General features: G+C 61.8%; 18 protein-coding genes and 1 pseudogene. 11 read left to right on the top strand and 8 right to left on the bottom strand.

Annotation, left to right across the window (positions count from 1 at the left end; genetic code table 11):
* The first annotated feature begins 61 nt into the window (after positions 1-61).
* The 5 genes from M2497_RS11485 (at position 62) to M2497_RS11465 (ending at position 6,098) form a co-directional block, all read left to right on the top strand.
* A complete protein-coding gene (locus M2497_RS11485; RefSeq protein ID WP_071495087.1) occupies positions 62-1,684 on the top strand; it encodes an MFS transporter in 1,623 nt (540 codons plus the stop codon).
* A 167-nt stretch (positions 1,685-1,851) separates the two neighbouring features.
* Positions 1,852-3,801 carry a DNA topoisomerase III gene (locus M2497_RS11480; RefSeq protein ID WP_248487557.1) on the top strand — a complete coding sequence of 650 codons (1,950 nt, stop codon included), beginning with the start codon at positions 1,852-1,854 and terminating at the stop codon, positions 3,799-3,801.
* Between the two features lie 131 nt (positions 3,802-3,932).
* Complete coding sequence (locus M2497_RS11475; protein WP_248487555.1) at positions 3,933-4,373, top strand: CBS domain-containing protein; 441 nt, start codon at positions 3,933-3,935, stop codon at positions 4,371-4,373.
* An 8-nt stretch (positions 4,374-4,381) separates the two neighbouring features.
* Entirely contained in the window at positions 4,382-5,227 is an 846-nt protein-coding gene (locus M2497_RS11470) for an NAD-dependent protein deacetylase (RefSeq protein ID WP_248487553.1), read from the top strand.
* Between the two features lie 541 nt (positions 5,228-5,768).
* Entirely contained in the window at positions 5,769-6,098 is a 330-nt protein-coding gene (locus M2497_RS11465) for a hypothetical protein (protein WP_025854475.1), read from the top strand.
* 64 nt (positions 6,099-6,162) lie between these two features.
* Here M2497_RS11465 and M2497_RS11460 read toward each other — a convergent pair whose 3' ends face one another.
* On the bottom strand, positions 6,163-7,065 hold the full coding sequence (locus M2497_RS11460; RefSeq protein WP_248487551.1) for a LysR family transcriptional regulator: 903 nt from the start codon (positions 7,063-7,065) through the stop codon (positions 6,163-6,165).
* A 133-nt stretch (positions 7,066-7,198) separates the two neighbouring features.
* Here M2497_RS11460 and M2497_RS11455 point away from each other — a divergent pair, with 133 nt between their 5' ends.
* The 3 genes from M2497_RS11455 to M2497_RS11445 are packed head-to-tail and all read left to right on the top strand — an operon-like array spanning position 7,199 to position 9,784.
* On the top strand, positions 7,199-7,897 hold the full coding sequence (locus tag M2497_RS11455; RefSeq protein WP_058425579.1) for a CoA transferase subunit A: 699 nt from the start codon (positions 7,199-7,201) through the stop codon (positions 7,895-7,897).
* A 34-nt stretch (positions 7,898-7,931) separates the two neighbouring features.
* Positions 7,932-8,591, top strand: coding sequence for a CoA transferase subunit B (locus tag M2497_RS11450; protein ID WP_248487549.1), 660 nt, complete (start codon positions 7,932-7,934; stop codon positions 8,589-8,591).
* Positions 8,592-8,602: 11 nt separating this feature from the next.
* Positions 8,603-9,784 carry an acetyl-CoA C-acetyltransferase gene (locus M2497_RS11445; protein WP_248487547.1) on the top strand — a complete coding sequence of 394 codons (1,182 nt, stop codon included), beginning with the start codon at positions 8,603-8,605 and terminating at the stop codon, positions 9,782-9,784.
* A 144-nt stretch (positions 9,785-9,928) separates the two neighbouring features.
* Here M2497_RS11445 and M2497_RS11440 read toward each other — a convergent pair.
* Positions 9,929-10,042, bottom strand: a pseudogene (locus tag M2497_RS11440) (PaaI family thioesterase); the annotation flags it as partial.
* 102 nt (positions 10,043-10,144) lie between these two features.
* On the opposite strand from M2497_RS11440, the gene M2497_RS11435 reads away from it, so the two are divergent.
* Positions 10,145-10,930 carry a DUF4349 domain-containing protein gene (locus M2497_RS11435; protein WP_248487545.1) on the top strand — a complete coding sequence of 262 codons (786 nt, stop codon included), beginning with the start codon at positions 10,145-10,147 and terminating at the stop codon, positions 10,928-10,930.
* On the opposite strand, the gene M2497_RS11430 is transcribed toward M2497_RS11435, so the two are convergent.
* The 4 genes from M2497_RS11430 to M2497_RS11415 all read right to left on the bottom strand — a co-directional run bounded on the left by M2497_RS11430 (position 10,931) and on the right by M2497_RS11415 (position 14,798).
* Entirely contained in the window at positions 10,931-12,016 is a 1,086-nt protein-coding gene (locus M2497_RS11430) for a DUF1615 domain-containing protein (RefSeq protein ID WP_248487543.1), read from the bottom strand.
* A 145-nt stretch (positions 12,017-12,161) separates the two neighbouring features.
* Positions 12,162-13,136 carry a porphobilinogen synthase gene (hemB, locus tag M2497_RS11425; protein WP_071495098.1) on the bottom strand — a complete coding sequence of 325 codons (975 nt, stop codon included), beginning with the start codon at positions 13,134-13,136 and terminating at the stop codon, positions 12,162-12,164.
* Positions 13,137-13,253: 117 nt separating this feature from the next.
* Positions 13,254-14,096, bottom strand: coding sequence for a PhzF family phenazine biosynthesis protein (locus M2497_RS11420; protein WP_248487541.1), 843 nt, complete (start codon positions 14,094-14,096; stop codon positions 13,254-13,256).
* Between the two features lie 3 nt (positions 14,097-14,099).
* Positions 14,100-14,798 (bottom strand): glutathione S-transferase N-terminal domain-containing protein, encoded by a 699-nt coding sequence (locus M2497_RS11415; protein WP_058425587.1) that lies wholly within the window; start codon positions 14,796-14,798, stop codon positions 14,100-14,102.
* A gap of 256 nt (positions 14,799-15,054) precedes the next feature.
* On the opposite strand from M2497_RS11415, the gene M2497_RS11410 reads away from it, so the two are divergent.
* Positions 15,055-15,756 carry a hypothetical protein gene (locus tag M2497_RS11410; RefSeq protein ID WP_058425588.1) on the top strand — a complete coding sequence of 234 codons (702 nt, stop codon included), beginning with the start codon at positions 15,055-15,057 and terminating at the stop codon, positions 15,754-15,756.
* Between the two features lie 44 nt (positions 15,757-15,800).
* The gene (locus M2497_RS11405; RefSeq protein WP_248487539.1) at positions 15,801-16,856 is read left to right on the top strand and encodes a permease; all 1,056 of its coding nucleotides are present in this window, start codon (positions 15,801-15,803) and stop codon (positions 16,854-16,856) included.
* On the opposite strand, the gene mnmH is transcribed toward M2497_RS11405, so the two are convergent.
* Positions 16,846-17,949: a tRNA 2-selenouridine(34) synthase MnmH gene (gene mnmH / locus M2497_RS11400; RefSeq protein ID WP_248487537.1), complete on the bottom strand. Its 1,104-nt coding sequence runs from the start codon at positions 17,947-17,949 to the stop codon at positions 16,846-16,848. The genes M2497_RS11405 and mnmH overlap by 11 nt on opposite strands.
* A complete protein-coding gene (selD, locus tag M2497_RS11395; protein WP_248487535.1) occupies positions 17,949-18,983 on the bottom strand; it encodes a selenide, water dikinase SelD in 1,035 nt (344 codons plus the stop codon). Before selD ends, mnmH begins: the two co-directional genes overlap by 1 nt.
* Positions 18,984-19,035 lie beyond the last annotated feature (52 nt).

The raw sequence follows: 19,035 nt of genomic DNA, 5'->3' as shown, positions 1-19,035 counted from the left end.
CGGCGCCGAACCTGGCGCCGACAGTGGAACAACAATAAATAATCACTGTGAGGGCTACCCGATGTCAGAACATGCTCAACCCCTGGGCTCGTCGATCGACGCGAGCACCAGCAACGACTCAAAGAAGGTCATCTTCGCCTCGTCCCTGGGGACGGTGTTCGAGTGGTATGACTTTTTCCTCTACGGCGCCCTGGCGGCGGTGATCAGCAAGCAGTTCTTCGCCGGGGTCAACGACACCACGGCGTTCATCTTCGCCTTGATGGCCTTTGCCGCCGGCTTTGTGGTGCGGCCATTCGGTGCGCTGGTATTTGGCCGGTTGGGCGACATGATCGGGCGCAAGTACACCTTTTTGGTGACCATCATTCTGATGGGCGTGGCGACCTTCTGTGTCGGCTTGCTGCCGACCTACGCCAGCATCGGCATCGCAGCGCCGATCATCCTGATCGTGCTGCGCATGCTGCAGGGCCTGGCGCTGGGCGGCGAATACGGCGGCGCGGCCACCTACGTGGCCGAGCACGCACCGGCCGGCAAGCGCGGCTTCCACACCAGCTGGATTCAGTCCACCGCCACCATCGGCCTGCTGCTGTCGCTGCTGGTGGTGCTGGCCTGCCGGTACTTCACCGGCGACCAGTTCGAAGTGTGGGGCTGGCGCATTCCGTTCCTGTTCTCCATCGTGCTGCTGGGCATTTCCACCTGGATCCGCATGAGCCTGCACGAGTCGCCCGCGTTCCTGAAGATGAAAGAGGAAGGCAAGGCCAGCAAATCGCCGATCCGCGAGTCCTTCGGCAAATGGGAAAACCTCAAGGTGGTGCTGATCGCGCTGTTCAGCATCAACGGCGGGCAAGCGGTGACCTTCTACGCGGCACAGTTCTACGTGCTGTTCTTCCTCACGCAGTTCCTGAAGATGGACCCGGCCCTCGCCAACATGCTGTTGATCATCAGCGTGGTGATCGGTGCACCGTTCTTTATCTTCTTCGGCTGGCTGTCGGACAAGGTCGGGCGCAAGCCGGTGCTGATGCTCGGCCTGCTGCTGGCCACGGTGCTGTACTTCCCGATCTTCAAGAGCCTGGCGCACTACACCAACCCGGCGATGGACCAGGCGAGCAACCAGGCGCCGATCACCGTGATGGCCGACCCGGCCACCTGCACCTTCCAGTTCGACCCGGTGGGCAAGGCGAAATTTGACAGCCCGTGCGACAAGGTCAAGACCTTCCTGGTCAAGCAAGGCCTGCCCTACAGCAGCGCCGCCGCACCCGCCGGCAGCCCGGTGCAGGTGAGCGTGGGCGAAGTGCGTATCGACGGTTTTGACGAAAAAGCCCTGCGTGGCGCGGTGACCCTGGCTGGCTACCCGTCTTCGGCGGATGTGGCCCAGGTCAACAAGACCATGGTAGTGGTGCTGATCGTGGCGCTGATCCTGATCGCCGCGATGTGCTACGGCCCGCTGGCGGCGTTGATGGTGGAACTGTTTCCGACGCGCATCCGCTACACCTCGATGTCCCTGCCCTACCACATCGGCAATGGCTGGTTTGGCGGGTTCCTGCCGACCGTCTCGTTTGCCTTGGTGGTGTACACCGGCGATATCTTCTACGGCCTGTGGTACCCGGTGGTGGTGACCGGGGTTAGTTTGATCGTGGGGATGGTGTGCCTTAAAGAGACCCGTCACGTGGATATCGATAACAACTAATCCGATCTCCTGAGCACAGAAGATCCGCTGTGGGAGGGGGCAAGCCCCCTCCCACATGTGCCTTCAGGCGCCTACATAAATTGCTGTACATCCATACAGATAATGGTTGATCAATGCGCGCTGACTGAGCATCCTGCACAGCATCAACCCGATCTGATGTGACGACCATGCGGCTGTACCTCTGTGAAAAACCCTCCCAGGCCAAGGACATCGCGGCCGTGCTCGGCGCCAGCCGCCGTGGCGACGGGTGCTGGCTGGGCAATGGGGTCACGGTCACCTGGTGCATCGGCCACCTGCTGGAAACCGCCCCGCCGGATGCCTACGACGAAAAGTACAAGCGCTGGGTACTGGCCGACCTGCCCATCGTCCCTGAAAAATGGAAGATGCGCGTCAAACCCAAGACCGCCAGCCAGTTCAAGGCGGTCAAGCGCCTGCTGGGGGAAGCCCAGGCGCTGGTGATCGCCACCGACGCCGACCGCGAAGGCGAAATGATCGCGCGCGAACTGGTGGAGCATTGCCGCTACCGTGGGCCGATCCAGCGGCTGTGGCTGTCGGCGCTGGATGATGCCTCGATCCGCAAGGCCCTCGGGGCGCTCAAACCGGGCGCGGAGACCTTCAGCCTGTATCACTCGGCCCTGGGTCGCTCCCGTGCTGACTGGCTGATCGGCATGAACATGAGCCGCCTGTTTACCTTGCTCGGGCGCCAGTCCGGCTACCAGGGCGTGCTGCCCGTAGGCCGGGTGCAAACGCCGACACTGCGCCTGGTGGTGGACCGCGACCGCAGCATCGCCGACTTTGTGCCGGTGGCTTACTGGGCCATCGACGTCGACCTGCACCACGAACGCATGACTTTCACCGCCCAATGGCGCGCGGCCGAGGACGCCTGTGACGACCAGGGTCGCTGCCTCAACCCGCAGTTGGCGCGGGACGCGGCCGACGCCATGACCAACGCCGCCAGCGCCCGGCTGGTGAAGCTGCGCACCGAACGCATGCGCGAAGTGGCGCCCCTGCCCTTCGACCTGGGCACCCTGCAGGAAATCTGTTCCAGGAAGCTCGGCCTCGGCGCCCAGGAAACCCTGGATATCGCCCAGTCGCTGTATGAAACCCACAAAGCCATCACCTACCCGCGCAGTGATTGCGGCTACTTGCCGATGAGCCAGCACAGCGACGCATTGAAGATCCTGGCTGCGTTGGCGAGCGCGGATACTGCAGTGAACGAACTGATGCCGCATATTGATCCCCAGCGACGCTCGCGGGCGTGGAACGACGCCAAGGTCAGCGCCCACCACGGCATCATCCCCACCGGCGCCGGCAAGGACGTGGGACAACTCACCGGCAAGCACCGGGCGGTGTATACCCTGATTCGTGCACGCTACCTGGCGCAGTTCCTGCCCAATCATGAGTACGATCGCACCCAGGCGGATTTCGATTGCGCAGGTTTTGCGTTGCGTGCAGTGGGCAAAGTGGTCATTGAACCAGGCTGGAAACGCGCCCTGCCCGAAGCCCTGGCGCCGGCCAAGGGACGTGAAGCACCGGCCCCGCAAGCCCTGCCGCCATTGGTGCAAGGCCAGGACTATGCCGTGGCCAAGGTCAACCTCAAGGACCTGTGGACCCAACCGCCCAAACCCTTTACCGAAGGTGACCTGATCAAGGCGATGAAGAACGTCGCCAAGCTGGTCGAAGACCCGCTGCTCAAGCAAAAACTCAAGGACACCACCGGCATCGGCACCGAAGCCACCCGCGCCGGCATCATCCAGGGGCTGCTGGACCGTGGTTACCTGGTGAAGAACGGCAAGGCGCTATCAGCCACTCCGGCGGCATTCAGCCTGATCGACGCCGTGCCCCGGGCCATCGCCGACCCAGGCACCACCGCCATCTGGGAGCAGGCCCTGGACATGGTGCAAAGCGGCGAAATGAGCCTGGAAGACTTCGTCGCCAAACAGGCGGCCTGGATGAGCAAGCAGGTCGCCCGCTGCAATGGCATGCGCATGACCATCACCGGTCCCGCCAGCCCGGCAGGCCGAGGTGCCACGCCATGGAAAAAGAAACGCAAGAGCGCACCGCGCAAGACGGCAGCCAGCCCCAAGCGGGCCAAAAAACCGACAAATGCGGGGTAAACACTGAAAAAAACCGGTGAATGACGTTTTTTGACGGGTTTAGCGCCGCTTTGGACCTTGCAGCGCGGTGGCCGGTCTAGGATTCTGTAGTGGGACCCTGACTAACCAACAACAATACCGGAGTGGCCACCATGAAAACCGTTGCAGAAGTGCTCAAAGCCAAGGACCAGAAAAACCAGGAAGTCCATGTCATCAAACACGATCACACCGTGTTTGAAGCACTGGTCCGGATGTCGGAGAAAAACGTCGGGGCCTTGCCGGTGGTTCAGGATGGCGTGGTGGTCGGGATCATCAGCGAACGTGATTACGCCCGCAAAATCATGCTCAAGGGCCTGTCGTCGGTCACCACCAAGGTTCATGAGGTGATGAGTTCCCCGGTGATCACCGTCGACACCCACAAAAAGGTCGATGAGTGCATGAACATCATGACCGACAGCCACCTGCGTCACTTGCCCGTGGTCGAAGACGGCAAGCTGTTGGGGCTGCTGTCCATCGGCGACCTGGTCAAGGAAGCCATTGCCGACCAGGCTGACCTGATCAGACAGCTGGAGCAGTACATCCGCGGCGAATAGGGGAACCCATGCTCGACACCCTGGAACACCAAGAGGATCACCTCGACACCTTGCATCGGGCCATGGCCGAACGGCACTTTCTGGTGTTGACCGGTGCGGGGATCAGCACGTCGTCGGGCATTCCCGACTACCGCGACAGTGAAGGCGTGCGCCGGGGCAAGGCGCCGATGATGTACCAGGAGTTCCTCGCCACCGCGCAGGCACGTCGCCGTTACTGGGCGCGGGCGATGCTCGGGTGGCCGAGAGTTCGCATTGCGCAGCCGAACAAGGCGCACCTGGCGTTGGCGACGCTGCAGCAACACGGGCGTATCAGCGGGCTAATCACGCAAAACGTCGACACCCTGCATGATCAGGCCGGCAGCCACGATGTGATCGAACTGCACGGCAGCCTGCACCGGGTGCTGTGCCTGGATTGCCGGTTGCGCAGTGCACGCGATGTGATCCAGCGCCGGATGGAAATCGACAACCCCTACCTTGCGCAGGTCCATGCGGTGCAGGCGCCGGATGGCGACACGTTGCTTGATCCTGCCTTTGAAGAACACTTTCAGGTCCCCCACTGCCCCCATTGCGATGGCGAGCGCTTGAAGCCGGATGTGGTGTTTTTCGGTGAAAACGTAGCACCGGCGACAGCAGCCAGAGCCATGACCGCCGTCGACCATGCCGAAGGCTTGCTGGTAGTCGGTTCGTCGCTGATGGCCTATTCGGCATTCCGCTTGTGCAAGGCCATGGTCGAACAGGGCAAGCCGGTCATTGCCATCAACTTGGGCAAGACTCGGGGGGATGAGTTGTTGCAGGTGAAGATCGAAGCCGAATGCGAGCGGCTTTTGCCGCGTTTGGTCGAACGGTTACGGTAACTCAATCAAGCGCAGGTCCTTTGTGGCGAGCGGGCTTGTTGTGGTGAGTGGGCTTGCCACAACAGGCGTTAGACAGCCTGACCTGTACTTCCAGAAAATGACGCCCAAGTCACGTTTTCCCGCATTCTCCCGTCCCCACGGCAATTTATGTAGTGAGCAAAAATAATCACTACATAACCGTTGACGTAACCATTTTGTCCTTGCATTATCGAGACGTCTCCCGGATCGGGAGCGTTGGCAACAAGCGTTTTGAACAAGCTCGTCTGACCGCCGAGCTGTTTTTTCCGGATGTGCACTGCCCACAAGGCGGATTGATGAAGCTGACCGGCCCGAAGGGTTCGGTACAAGGCGCTCAAATGCGGCTTGTCTTCGTTATGAAAGCATTGCGTAGCAGTTCATCAGCAAGACTACATGCATCAGGTTCAAGACCCTGCCCGTATTCGGCAGACAGTCGCTGACGCCCGGTTTTCGCAACCGGAGACAACTTACGAAGTATTAACGAACCAACTGATAGATCGCCAACTGGTCAAGGGGCTTACACATGAATCTGAACAACCAACCAACTATCGATGAATTGGCTGAGATGTTCGCAGCGCAGAAAGACACACTCGACGACCATATCCTGTGGATTGGCAAATCGGGCGAAGTGCAAATTGACTGCCTGGCGCCCCACACCGAAGAAGCCGAGTTTGACCGCAATAACCGTGAACTGGCGGCGCGCCTGAAGATGTACCGCCGTGGCCAGGGTTATGTCGGCAAGAAGGCGGCCGCCGATCGCAACTTTATCGAACAGGTCTTCCACACACTTAATACCGAATGGCAGAACCTCAAGGGCCAATCGCAAGTTAAAGTGATTGATAGATACTGCTGATAACACCGCATTAACTACTTAAGCCCGCTTGTTCATTCGAGCGGGCTTTTTAATTTCGGCTCTATCACACTGCGGGAAATCGTCCCTTCTTCGCTTCGTCGCAAAAGATATCAAACAACACCTGCGCTGCCGCCGAGAGTTCATGACCGGGTTTGGTCAGCACCCCAATCGGTCGTTCGATCACCGGATCACGCAAGGTGATGCAATGAGCCCCCGCCTCCTCCATCTGCCGCGCACACAATGCAGGGACGGCACTGACACCCAACCCCATCGCCACCATCTTGCCTACGGTCGCCAGTTGATGGCTTTCCAGCGCTACCGGCAGCTTCATCTGTAGAGCACCAAGGTGCTCTTCCAACATCACCCGCACCGTGGACGGCCGCTGCAAAGTGATGAACGGCTGCTCCAGCAAGGTTTTCCAGTCGATTTCATCAAGCTCAATCAACGGCGAATCCCCGGGCACCACGGCAATGAAGCGATCCAGATACAACGGTGTGAACGCCAGCGACGAACCGTCTGAAGGCTCGAACGCCACGCCCAGCTCCACCTGGCGGTCGCGGACCATTTCCAGCACCTGTTCGTTGATCAGGTCGTGCACGGTGACATTCACCTGAGGGTAACGCGCGCGGAATATCTTCAGGATCGGCGGCAGCAGGTTGCCCGCGAACGACGGCATCGCCGCCACCGTGACCCGCCCGCGTTGCAGGGTAAAGCGCTGGCGCAGTTCGTCCTCGGCATTGTCCCAATCGGCAATGAGCCGGCGTGCCAGGGGTAGCAGCGATTCACCTTCGGGCGTCAACGCGACATTGCGTGTGTTACGGCTGAACAGCCGCCCACCCAGGCCTTCTTCCAGGCCCTTGATGGTCAGGCTCAGCGCCGACTGTGAAAGGTGCAGGCGCTCGCAGGCGGCGGCGAAACTCAGGCTCTGGGCCACGGCGAGAAACGCGCGCATCTGTTTAACTGTCATGACGCTACTCCAAACGGCCAGGCAACTATGCTGTTTTTTAAATCAATCAACCTTAAAAAACAACTTAACAAATCAATCCGACGGAGCAACACTCGATTCATTGGCTGGCCCACAAACAATAAAAGAGGTGCATATGGCAGGTTTCGATAAACGCGTGGCGTCCTACGAGGAAGCACTGGCGGGCCTGGAGGACGGCATGACCGTACTCTCCGGCGGGTTTGGCCTGTGCGGCATTCCGGAAAACCTCATTGCCGAGATCAAGCGCAAAGGCACCCGCGACCTTACCGTGGTTTCCAACAACTGCGGCGTCGACGGCTTTGGCCTGGGCGTGCTGCTGGAGCAAAAACAGATCAGCAAGGTGATCGCCTCCTACGTCGGTGAAAACGCCCTGTTCGAGAAGCAACTGCTCAGCGGCGAAATCGAAGTGGTGCTGACCCCCCAAGGCACCCTGGCCGAGAAAATGCGCGCAGGCGGCGCCGGCATCCCGGCCTTCTTCACCGCCACCGGCGTTGGCACCCCGGTTGCCGAAGGCAAGGAAACCCGCGAATTCAACGGTCGCCCGTACCTGATGGAAGAATCCATCACCGGCGACTTCGCCATCGTCAAAGGCTGGAAAGCCGACCACTTCGGCAACGTCATCTATCGCCACACCGCCCAGAACTTCAACCCGTTGGCCGCCACCGCCGGCAAGATCACCGTGGTCGAAGTCGAAGAAATCGTCGAACCGGGCGAGCTGGACCCGGCGCAGATCCACACCCCTGGCATCTACGTCGACCGGATCATCTGCGGCACGTTCGAGAAGCGCATCGAACAGCGCACCGTGCGCAAGTAATCCGCCTCCAGCCCGAACAATAAGGACACATAAAATGGCTCTTACCCGCGAACAAATGGCTCAACGCGTCGCCTGCGAAATGCAGGACGGCTTCTACGTCAACCTCGGCATCGGCATTCCGACCCTGGTGGCCAACTACATCCCCGAAGGCATGGAAGTGATGCTGCAATCGGAAAACGGCCTGCTGGGCATGGGTCCTTTTCCTACCGAAGAAACCATTGATGCCGACATGATCAACGCCGGCAAACAGACCGTCACCGCGCGTATCGGCGCGTCGATCTTCTCGTCCGCCGAGTCGTTCGCGATGATTCGTGGCGGCCACGTCGACCTTACCGTGCTCGGTGCGTTTGAAGTCGACGTACAAGGCAACATCGCTTCGTGGATGATCCCCGGCAAGCTGGTCAAAGGCATGGGCGGCGCCATGGACCTGGTGGCCGGTGCGGAAAACATCATCGTGATCATGACCCATGCGTCCAAGGACGGTGAGTCCAAGCTGCTCAGCCAATGCAGCCTGCCGCTGACCGGCGCCCACTGCATCAAGCGCGTATTGACGGACCTGGCGTACCTGGAAATCGAAAATGGCGCTTTTGTCCTCAAGGAACGCGCACCTGGCGTCAGCGTTGAAGAGATAGTGAGCAAGACCGCCGGTAAACTGATCGTCCCGGACCACGTTCCAGAAATGCACTTCCAGTGAGGACAGATTCCATGCAAGACGTCGTGATTGTTGCTGCCACCCGCACCGCCGTGGGCAGCTTCCAGGGTTCGCTGGCGAACATTCCGGCACCGGAACTGGGCGCCGCCGTGATCCGTCGCCTGCTGGAGCAGACCGGCCTCGACCCGGCCGAAGTGGATGAAGTGATCCTCGGCCAGGTCCTCACCGCAGGCTCAGGCCAGAACCCGGCGCGCCAGGCGTCGATCCTGGCCGGCCTGCCCCACGCGGTGCCCAGCCTGACCTTGAACAAAGTCTGCGGCTCGGGCCTCAAGGCCCTGCACCTGGGCGCCCAGGCCATCCGTTGCGGCGACGCCGAGGTAATCATCGCCGGCGGCATGGAAAACATGAGCCTGGCTCCGTACGTGCTACCCGCCGCGCGCACCGGTTTGCGCATGGGCCACGCCAAGATGATCGACAGCATGATCACCGATGGGCTGTGGGACGCGTTCAACGATTACCACATGGGCATCACTGCCGAGAACCTGGTGGACAAGTACGGCATCAGCCGTGAAGCCCAGGATGCGTTCGCCGCTGCCTCCCAGCAGAAAGCCGCTGCCGCTATCGAGGCGGGGCGGTTTGTCGATGAGATCACACCGATCCTGATCCCCCAGCGCAAAGGCGACCCGGTGGCCTTCGCCGTGGATGAACAGCCACGCGCCGGCACCACTGCCGAATCCCTGGGCAAGCTGAAACCGGCGTTCAAGAAAGACGGCAGCGTCACCGCCGGCAACGCCTCCAGCCTCAACGACGGCGCCGCTGCGGTGTTGCTGATGAGCGCCGACAAGGCCAAGGCCCTCGGCCTGCCGGTACTGGCGCGCATTGCCAGCTACGCCAACGCCGGCGTCGACCCGGCGATCATGGGCATCGGCCCGGTGTCGGCCACCCGCCGTTGCCTGGACAAAGCCGGTTGGAGCCTGGGCGACCTGGACCTGATCGAAGCCAACGAAGCCTTCGCCGCGCAATCCCTGGCGGTGGGCAAAGAGCTGGAATGGGACGCCGACAAGGTCAACGTCAACGGGGGCGCCATCGCCATCGGCCACCCGATCGGCGCCTCGGGATGCCGCGTGCTGGTAACGCTGCTGCACGAAATGATCAAGCGCGATGCCAAGAAAGGCCTGGCGACCCTGTGCATCGGCGGCGGCCAAGGCGTAGCCCTCGCCCTCGAGCGCGCCTGACGGTAGGCGCAGGCTCGCCGTGGTGAGCTAGCTTGCTGTGGCGAGCGGGCTTGCCCCGCGTCGGGCTGCGCAGCAGCCCTCTGGAAAAAGAGCAACACAGAAAAGGCCTGGTTCCACGAAAACCAGGCCTTTTCTTTATCTGCCTCACTGAGGCTGTGGCACCGCAAACACCGCACTCGCCCGCGCCACCACCTTCTCCCCCACCTGCACCGCGCCCGAGTAATCCAAGGTCATGCTTGCTGTAATCAACGGCAACGGCCATCACCATCAGCCGCACAAATCCCCTCCGATGCTTTGCGTTAATCCATCAGACCCGCTTTAATCGCCGTCAAATTCCCCCGTACCTGCCAAGGAACCGCAATGCGCCATCTGGACGGCAAGCCAAAACCCTATCTCCTGTTCCTGCTGGCAGCGCTGGCCGTTGCCGGCTGTTCGCCCAAGGATCAGTCCCGCGCACGGGTAATCAACGGCGAACAAAGCCGCGCGGGCGCGCAACTGGCCTACGAGCATGAGCTGAGCCTGGCCCTGCCTGGTGCACTGCTCGCGCCGCGCATGCAGGCCACCCGCGAAGCCTGCGAAACCGCGCGCTTTGGCGCCTGCAATATCCTCGGCATCACCGAAGACGGCAGTGGCGGCCAGATCATCCTGCGCATCGCGCCAACCGGTGTCGAACCGATGGTCGCCATGGCGGCTGAAGGCGGCACACTCGGCCAGCGCATCACCACCGCCGAGGACCTGGCCGATGCCGTCGCCGACGTACGCCGCCGCCAGGACCGCCTGCAGGCTCAACAACAACGACTGGATGAGTTGGCCAAGCGCAAGGACATCACCGTCAGTGACCTGATCGCCTTGAGCAAGGAACAGGCCGGCATAGAAAACGAGCTACAGGAACTGGCCCAGGTTGCTGCCGGCCAGCAACGTCGCCTGGACACTAACCGGGTGACGCTGAATTTCCGCTCCTCTGACGGGGCAAATCAGCAATCGCGGTTCAGCCGGATGTTCAGCAACCTGGGCGACAACCTGGTCGACGGCACCGCCGACGCGTTGGAGCGATCAAGCTATGTGCTGCCGTTCGTGATCCTGGCGTTCCCGGTGCTGTGGTTGTGGGTGTGTCTGTGGCGGCGTTTTGTCAAACGCCGCACCTGATCAGCGCTTCAGGCAGCGCTGATAGCGCTCATCCACCCGCTGGGCAAACCACGCCGTGGTCAGGTTACGGGTGATCTTGGGACTCTTGAGCACGATGCCCGGCAGGATGGCCCGTGGCATCGGCTTGCCGGCGGCCTTGTCGGCCAGGGCAAACACGCGTTTGTACAGGGTGGTTTCCTCGAAATTCAGTTGCTCGCCCTGCTCCAGCTGGCTACGGATGCTGGGGTTGCGCATGTCCAGCTTCGCGCCCAATGAACGCACCGCCAACTCGGTGGTGCCGGGCAGCAGCGAGCCGTAGCGAATCAGATCTCCATCCAGGGCCAGTTCGGTGCCCGAGACGCGGCTGACGGCAGCCTGGAACGCGGCATTACGGCTGGCGTACCAACCGGCATTGAAATCGGCAAAGCGATACAGCGGCCGGTCGTAGCTCACCGGGTAACCCAGCAAGTGCGCAATGCCGAAGTACATGCCGCCACGACGGGTGAAGACTTCGCGACGAATTGTGCCATCCACCGTGTAGGGATAACCCCGCGCCTGTTTCTGTGCAAAGTCGATACTCACCTGCATCGGGCCTGCGGTATGCACCGGGTTGAAACCACCAAACAACGTGTTGCCCAGGGGCACCATGCTGATGAAGTCATCGAAGATGCCACTCAGGTCCTTCTCCGTGCGCGCAGCATTGAGGCGGTCGACGTAGGTCTTGCTGCTGGGTGAGCGCAGTTGCAGGGCGCTGCGCACGACAAACGCCGGCACATGGACTTTGCCGGCACGCCGCAGGATTTCGTCCTGGGCGATCTTGCCCATGTTGGGCACCGGCGGGTCGACCTGATAGGTCGACTCCTGCTCGGTCACCGCCAGCACGGCGCAGATGTTTTCCGTGCTGGGGTAGATGTTCTGGGTGTTGAAGGCCGTGTAGATGTCCTGGGCCCAGCCCTCGCGATCAGCCACCTTGACCGGCAGCAGGCGCACGACCTGCGCCTTCACCTCGGCCTCGCTGCGCTGCGGCTGTTGCGGGTTGCGCGTGGTGGAGCAACCGGCCAGTACCATCAAAGTGGCAAGGCACAGGATCAGGCGGCTTGAGTACATGGGACATCCTTGGGCGACGACGGGCCGGGCACTGTTGATGTGGGAGGGGGCTTGCCCCCGATGACGGAGTATCAGTCACTGTATGTGTAGACTGATCCAACGCAATCGGGGGCAAGCCCCCTCCCACATTTTACCTGTTGTGGTTCTAGATCCCGGCCAACGCCAGGTCCATCGCGAAGTAGGTGAAGATCAAGTCCGCACCCGCGCGCTTGATCGAGCCCAAGGTCTCACGCACCACGCGGTCCTCATCGATCGCCCCGGCCTGGGCGCCGAACTTGATCATCGCGTATTCGCCGCTCACCTGGTACGCCGCTACCGGCAGGCGCGAAGCTTCGCGGATGTCACGGATGATGTCGAGGTAGGCACCGGCCGGCTTGACCATCAGCGCATCCGCGCCTTCCTGTTCGTCCAGCAGCGATTCACGTACGGCTTCGCGGCGGTTCATCGGGTTCATCTGGTAGCTCTTGCGGTCGCCCTTGAGCGCGCTGCCGCCGGCTTCGCGGAACGGGCCGTAGAGGGCCGAGGCGAATTTGGTCGAGTAAGCCATGATCGGGATATGGGTGAAACCGGCGTCATCCAGGGCACGGCGGATCGCCTGGACCTGGCCGTCCATCGCCGCCGAAGGGGCAATGACATCGGCACCGGCACGGGCAGCGGCCACGGCCTGCTTGCCGAGGTTAACCAGCGTCGCGTCGTTATCGACATGGGCGCCGTGCATCACACCGCAGTGGCCATGGTCGGTGTATTCGCAGAAGCAGGTGTCGGACATCACGATCATTTCCGGCACGGCATCCTTGATGATCGACGACATGCGCGAGACCAGGCCGCGCTCCTTCCAGGTGTCGCTGCCGCTGGCGTCCAGGTGGTGGGACACACCGAAGGTCATCACCGACTTGATGCCGGCACGGGCATAACGCTCGATCTCGCCGGCCAGTTTCTTCTCAGGGATGCGCTGCACGCCCGGCATGCTGGTGATCGGCACGAAGTCGTCGATTTCTTCTTCGACGAAAATCGGCAGCACCAGGTCGTTGAGGGTGAATTCGGTTTCCTGGAACAGGCCACGCAGCTCCGGGGAGCGGCGCAGGCGGCGTGGACGGGCTTGGGGGAACTGGCTGGTCATGGTGGTCCTATCGCAAGGCAGAAAATCTTTGGGGCGAAAGCTTATGCCCCCAGGCCCCGGCAGCACAAACGCCGAGGGGCCAATAGTGTATTGCGTGGGCGGTAACAATTTATTGATCTAGAGCTGTACACGCCCGTCGATGCACACCGAAACAGCACCACCGATCCAGATTTCATCGCCCTGGCGCTCAACGCCGATCCGCCCTGCCCGGCCAATAGCCGTGCCCTGGCTGACCACGTAGCGCTCGGGGGCCAGGCCCTCGCTGAGCAACCATTGCGCAAGGCCGGCGTTCAAGCTGCCGGTGGCCGGGTCTTCCTGGGCGCCGTCGCCGGCGATAAAGGCACGCACTTCAAATTGCGCGTCCACATCGTCGCGCCCGGCTTCACAGGGGCCGATCACACCCACGGCCAGCCCCAACAGTTGCGCATAGTCCGGCTGCAACGCCAGGACCTGGTCGCGGTCTGCCAGCATCACCGCGAGCCAGCCGGCGCCATTGTCCACCCACTGACTGCGCACGATGACCCCGGGCTCCAGGCCCAAGCCCAGGCGCACACGCTCCAGCAACGGCGCGTCCACGGCACCGGCGCGCAATAACGGCGGCGCGATAAATGCCAGTTCATCGCCTTGGCGACGGATACGCACCAAGCCGATTTCGCACTCCTGGATTATCTCCTCACCCTTGGGAACACCCCCTGCCTGCAGCCAGGCATAACAACTGCCCAACGTCGGGTGCCCGGCAAAAGGCAGCTCCGTCAAGGTGGTGAAAATCCGTACCCGGTAGTCCGCCCGAGGATCACGCGGCGTCAGCAAGAACGTGGTTTCACTGAGGTTGGTCCAGTTGGCGAAATCCGCCATCTGTTGGTCGCTGAGGCTGTCGGCAGCGAACACCACTGCCAGCGGGTTGCCTTTGAGCGGCACGCGGCTGAACACGTCCAGCTGTTTGAAATCGAAAGTCGGCATGCTTCAACTCGGAATATTAAGGCCACGGATCACCGCCGGCCGTGCGACGAAACCATCCAGCGCGCGCAGTACGTTTGGAAAGTCGGCAATGCCGACAATGTCACCGGATTCGTAGAAACCGATCAGGTTACGGACCCACGGAAAGGTGGCGATGTCGGCGATGCTGTACTCGTCGCCCATGATCCAGGTACGGCCCAGCAGGCGTTTTTCCAGCACGTCGAGCAGGCGCCGGGATTCGGCGGCGTAACGGTCACGCGGGCGCTTGTCTTCGTAGGCCTTGCCGGCGAATTTGTTGAAGAAGCCCAGCTGGCCGAACATCGGGCCGATGCCGCCCATCTGGAACATCAGCCATTGAATGGTTTCATAACGTGTCGCCGGGTCCTCGGAGAGCAACTGGCTGGATTTTTCCGCCAGGTAGATCAGGATCGCGCCGGACTCGAACAACGCCAGCGGCTGGCCGCTGGGGCCATTAGGGTCAATGATCGCGGGGATCTTGTTGTTGGGGTTCAGCGACAGGAACTCGGGAGACAACTGGTCCTGGGTCTCGAAGCTGACTTTATGCGCTTCATAGGGCAGGCCGAGCTCTTCGAGCATGATCGACACTTTTACCCCGTTGGGGGTTGGCAGCGAGTACAGTTGCAGGCGCTCGGGATGCTGGGCGGGCCATTTGCTATTGATCGGGAAAGCGGCAAGTGGGTTCATCGGGAAGCCCTATGTGTGTGCTGAAAGCCCCCATGATAGTCATCTGGCGAGCGTCCTGCATGGGTCATCAATACGCAACAACTGCTGGCTATTATCCCGTTAGGGCGAACCAATACGCCCTTGGGCACTCTTAACTGCGCTCAAGCGGTGAATGGAGGCACCTCGTTATTTCGACAGGGAACACCGCAGGCGCCCCAGGCGTCATCGTGGCCAGGCGTGTCTGCCTTAACGTGACGCATGAAGACTCGAACCTACAATGACGATCAAGCCTCTGCGCCTAGTACAACGACTGAAACGCTATTCCTACATTTTGTTGCCGCTATTGTTGGTCGGCGGCGCTATCGATCTGAGCCTGGAGTCACGGATCAGCAACGCCGACCAGGTTGACGGCGTGCAAACCCTGGTCTTCCTGCGCCACGGTGAAAAACCCGCCGGTGGCCTGGGCCAGCTCAATTGCCAGGGTCTCAACCGGGCGATGAACCTGGCCACGGTTTTGCCAGAAAAGTTCGGCAAGGCCAATTTCGTCTTCGCCGCCAACCCGACACGCAATGTGGAGGAAGGCGAGCTGGACAATTCCTACAGCTATATTCGCCCGCTGATGACCATCAGCCCCAGCGCGATCAAGCTCGGCCTGCCGGTCAACATCAAGTTTTCCGCGAATGACACCAGTGCCCTCGCCGACGAGCTGGTCGAAGACAAGTACCACAACTCCATCATCTACACCGCCTGGTCCCACGGCTACCTGCCGGAGCTGATCAACAAGGTGGCGAGCGAAGCGTCCGGCGAAAAACACACCATCACCGACGACTGGTCCGGCAGCGACTACGACACGCTGTATGTGCTGACACTGACCTGGCACAACGGCAAGGCCTCGCTGCTGAGCCGCAACTACAAGCAGGGCCTGAACAATGGCGAAGAAACCTGCCCGCAACCTACCCAGGTGAGCGCCGAGAGCTGAGGGCGTATGATGCGCCGCTATTGACTCATCTGCGGATCATCACCATGCCCAACCTCGCCTCCACCCAGCCCAACCGGGGCTGGTCGTTCTGGTGGAAACCAGCGCTGTTCCTGCTGGTCGCCTGCGTCGGCCTCTACTACGTGAAGTGGTCGCCCTATTACTTCAAGGCCTTCGTCGCCGCCGATAACCACAGCATTGGCGCCTCGATTCTCAACGACCAGCAAAGCTCGCCCCTGGCGGCTGCGCTGGCGTATGCCCAGGTGTACTTCCTGGCGATCTGGAAGGCTGCCGTGCTGGCGGTGATCCTGGGCTCCCTCCTGCAAGTGCTGATCCCCCGCGACTGGCTGCTGCGCCTGTTCGGCCGTGCCGGGCTGGGTTCGACTGTACGCGGCGGGCTGTTCGCCCTGCCGGGTATGATGTGCAGTTGCTGCGCGGCTCCGGTCGCGGCCGGCATGCGTCGGCAGCAGGTATCGGTGGGCGCGGCACTCGCGTTCTGGATCGCCAACCCGGTGCTGAACCCGGCGACCCTGGTGTTCATGGGCTTTGTGCTGGGTTGGGGCTTCACCGCATTGCGGCTGGTGGCGGGCATTGTGCTGGTGGTGGGCGTGTCGCTGATCGCGCAACGTATCGCCCGCCCGGACCAGGTGCCGGAAGCGGCGCTGGGCGCAGTGGCCGAGGTCAGCGCGGTTGAGTCCCAGCCGTTCCTCGGCCGTTGGCTGCGGACCCTGTGGCAGTTGTTCTGGAGCACGATCCCGGTGTACATCCTGGCCGTGTTGATCCTGGGTGCCGCACGGGTGTGGCTATTCCCCCATGTCGACGGCGCCATGGCCAACAGCCTGGTATGGCTGGTGCCGCTGGCGATTGTCGGCACGTTGTTCGTGATTCCCACCGCTGCCGAAATCCCCATCGTACAAACCATGATGACCCTGGGCATGGGCACCGGCCCGGCCGTGGCCTTGCTGATGACCCTGCCGAGCGTGAGCCTGCCGTCCCTGCTGATGCTGCGCAAGGACTTCGATGCGCGGGTGCTGGTGACGGTGGCAGGCTTAACGATGTTGGTGGGGGTGGTGTGTGGGTTGATCGGCGCGGCTATCCTCTGATCAGCGCGCGCTCGCGCAAATATTCCACCACGGCGCCCTGCTCCCCTGCGAACTCGATCCGTGCGCCTTTGCTTTCACGCTGGAAGGCGTACATCGGGTCATAATATTCACGCAGAAGCCCTTCGATCCAGGCGCGATGCAGGTGCACATCACCGCTGCGGGCCTGCTCCGCCAGGGCCGACTGCAAGATCGCCTGCAAGCGCTGGAAGCGTTCGCCGCCCAGGCGCTTATGGATATTGCCCAGGCTCTGGGTCAGGCGCTCGGCGAACAGCGCCTGGCCGGCATCGCCGAACACCTCGACAAATTCGGCGCACAGGTCCACCACATAGTCGCGCAGGATGCGCTCGACCCGCCCCTCTACGCTGTCCTGCAGCCACACCATCGGGAACGTCTGCATGCCCTTGTGCAACGCCAGCGGCAGCGCGCAACTGCCGATCATGCGGCTTTCATCCTCGACCACGAACTGCTCGATACCCGCGGCACGCTTTTTCAGCAGGTCCACGGCCAGGCGGTTTTCGAAGTCGATGTTGGACGGCTGCGCCGTGGCGCGCTTGCCGAAGCTGGAGCCACGATGGTTGGCGTGGCCTTCCAGGTCCAGGGCATTGCGCAACTGGCCGAGGACTTCGGTCTTGCCAGTACCGGTCATGCCGCCCAGCAGCACGAAGTCACACTGCGTGGCGGCGTGCTCGACGGTCTCCAGCAAAAACGTACGCATGGCCTTGTAGCCGCCACCGACACGGGGATACTCGATGCCGGCTTCGGTCTTGAGCCATTGCTGCACGATCTGCGAACGCAGCCCGCCACGGAAACAGTAGAGGTAGCCCTCGGGGTTGGCCTGGGCGAACCGCGCCCACTGCTCGATGCGCTCGGCCTTGATTGCGCCGGAAACCAGCTCATGCCCGAGCACGATGGCGGCCTGCTGGCCCTGCTGCTTGTAGCAGGTGCCGACGCGCTGGCGTTCGTCGTCGGTCATCAGCGGCAGGTTGATCACCCCCGGGAACGCGCCCTTGCTGAATTCGACCGGCGCGCGGGTATCCATCATCGGCCGGTCGTTGAGGAAAATGTCGCGGTAGTCGGTGATATCGGTTGCCATCAAATCACCTCAACCGCGTGGGTCTGTCGCTCGACCAGTTCGCCGATAGGTTCCAGGACCAGGCCCAGTTCAGTCGCCACGCTGTGGAATTCGGCATCGCCCTCAGGCGTGACGGCGATCAACAGGCCGCCGCTGGTCTGCGGGTCGCACAGCACGCGTTTGTGCAGTTCCTGCAAGCGTCCCACCTTGCTCGAATAACTATCGAAGTTGCGCAAAGTGCCGCCGGGCATACAGCCCTGATCCAGGTAGTCCTCGATCCCGGCCAGGCGTGGGACCTTGGCGTATTCGATACGTGCGGTCACGCCGCTGCCGTCAGCCATTTCCACCAGGTGGCCCAACAAGCCGAAACCGGTGACATCGGTCATCGCTGTTACCCCCGCCAACTTGCCGAAACGGCTGCCGGGCTTGTTCAGAGTGCACATCCAGTCGCGGGCCAGGCCGATATCCGCCTCGCGCAATTTGCCCTTCTTTTCGGCGGTGGTGAGGATGCCGATGCCGATGGGCTTGGTGAGATACAACCGGCAACCGGCGGTGGCCGTGTCGTTGCGCTTCATATGGCGTTTTTGCACGATGCCGGTCACGGCTAGGCCGAAGATCGGCTCAGGTGCATCAATGGAGTGGCCACCCGCCAGAGGAATGCCAGCTTCGTCGCACACTGAACGGCCGCCACGGATCACTTCGCGGGCAATCTCCGGCGCCAGCACGTTCACCGGCCAGCCCAGAATGGCGATGGCCATCAGCGGATCGCCGCCCATGGCGTAGATATCACTGATGGCATTGGTGGCGGCAATCCGCCCGAAATCGAAGGGGTCATCGACAATCGGCATGAAAAAGTCGGTGGTGGAGACCACGCCGCGCTCGTCGTCGATGGCGTAGACCGCCGCATCGTCACGCGAGGCGTTGCCCACCCACAGCTTGGGGTCGAGGTTCTGTGCGCCGCTGCCGGCAAGGATCACTTCCAGCACCTGGGGCGATATCTTGCAGCCACACCCCGCGCCGTGGCTGTACTGGGTAAGACGAATCGGCTCGTTCATGTAGGACCTCACGCTATCAAGTGCGCGAATTCTAACAGACAGCAAAAAGCCG

Source organism: Pseudomonas sp. CYM-20-01 (assembly GCF_023169845.1).
In the GTDB taxonomy this organism is placed as follows: Bacteria; Pseudomonadota; Gammaproteobacteria; order Pseudomonadales; family Pseudomonadaceae; genus Aquipseudomonas; species Aquipseudomonas azotoformans.
This window is presented reverse-complemented; position numbering and strand designations above follow the sequence as displayed.

What these genes read in the sequence shown, in the direction of transcription:
- M2497_RS11480 (WP_248487557.1), top strand. Translation starts at nt 1,852, where the DNA reads ATGCGGCTGTACCTCTGTGAAAAACCCTCCCAGGCCAAGGACATCGCG.
- M2497_RS11460 (WP_248487551.1), bottom strand. Translation starts at nt 7,065, where the DNA reads ATGACAGTTAAACAGATGCGCGCGTTTCTCGCCGTGGCCCAGAGCCTG.
- M2497_RS11445 (WP_248487547.1), top strand. Translation starts at nt 8,603, where the DNA reads ATGCAAGACGTCGTGATTGTTGCTGCCACCCGCACCGCCGTGGGCAGC.
- M2497_RS11455 (WP_058425579.1), top strand. Translation starts at nt 7,199, where the DNA reads ATGGCAGGTTTCGATAAACGCGTGGCGTCCTACGAGGAAGCACTGGCG.
- selD (WP_248487535.1), bottom strand. Translation starts at nt 18,983, where the DNA reads ATGAACGAGCCGATTCGTCTTACCCAGTACAGCCACGGCGCGGGGTGT.
- M2497_RS11435 (WP_248487545.1), top strand. Translation starts at nt 10,145, where the DNA reads ATGCGCCATCTGGACGGCAAGCCAAAACCCTATCTCCTGTTCCTGCTG.
- M2497_RS11420 (WP_248487541.1), bottom strand. Translation starts at nt 14,096, where the DNA reads ATGCCGACTTTCGATTTCAAACAGCTGGACGTGTTCAGCCGCGTGCCG.
- M2497_RS11415 (WP_058425587.1), bottom strand. Translation starts at nt 14,798, where the DNA reads ATGAACCCACTTGCCGCTTTCCCGATCAATAGCAAATGGCCCGCCCAG.
- M2497_RS11465 (WP_025854475.1), top strand. Translation starts at nt 5,769, where the DNA reads ATGAATCTGAACAACCAACCAACTATCGATGAATTGGCTGAGATGTTC.
- M2497_RS11410 (WP_058425588.1), top strand. Translation starts at nt 15,055, where the DNA reads ATGACGATCAAGCCTCTGCGCCTAGTACAACGACTGAAACGCTATTCC.
- M2497_RS11430 (WP_248487543.1), bottom strand. Translation starts at nt 12,016, where the DNA reads ATGTACTCAAGCCGCCTGATCCTGTGCCTTGCCACTTTGATGGTACTG.
- mnmH (WP_248487537.1), bottom strand. Translation starts at nt 17,949, where the DNA reads ATGGCAACCGATATCACCGACTACCGCGACATTTTCCTCAACGACCGG.
- hemB (WP_071495098.1), bottom strand. Translation starts at nt 13,136, where the DNA reads ATGACCAGCCAGTTCCCCCAAGCCCGTCCACGCCGCCTGCGCCGCTCC.
- M2497_RS11450 (WP_248487549.1), top strand. Translation starts at nt 7,932, where the DNA reads ATGGCTCTTACCCGCGAACAAATGGCTCAACGCGTCGCCTGCGAAATG.
- M2497_RS11470 (WP_248487553.1), top strand. Translation starts at nt 4,382, where the DNA reads ATGCTCGACACCCTGGAACACCAAGAGGATCACCTCGACACCTTGCAT.
- M2497_RS11485 (WP_071495087.1), top strand. Translation starts at nt 62, where the DNA reads ATGTCAGAACATGCTCAACCCCTGGGCTCGTCGATCGACGCGAGCACC.
- M2497_RS11405 (WP_248487539.1), top strand. Translation starts at nt 15,801, where the DNA reads ATGCCCAACCTCGCCTCCACCCAGCCCAACCGGGGCTGGTCGTTCTGG.
- M2497_RS11475 (WP_248487555.1), top strand. Translation starts at nt 3,933, where the DNA reads ATGAAAACCGTTGCAGAAGTGCTCAAAGCCAAGGACCAGAAAAACCAG.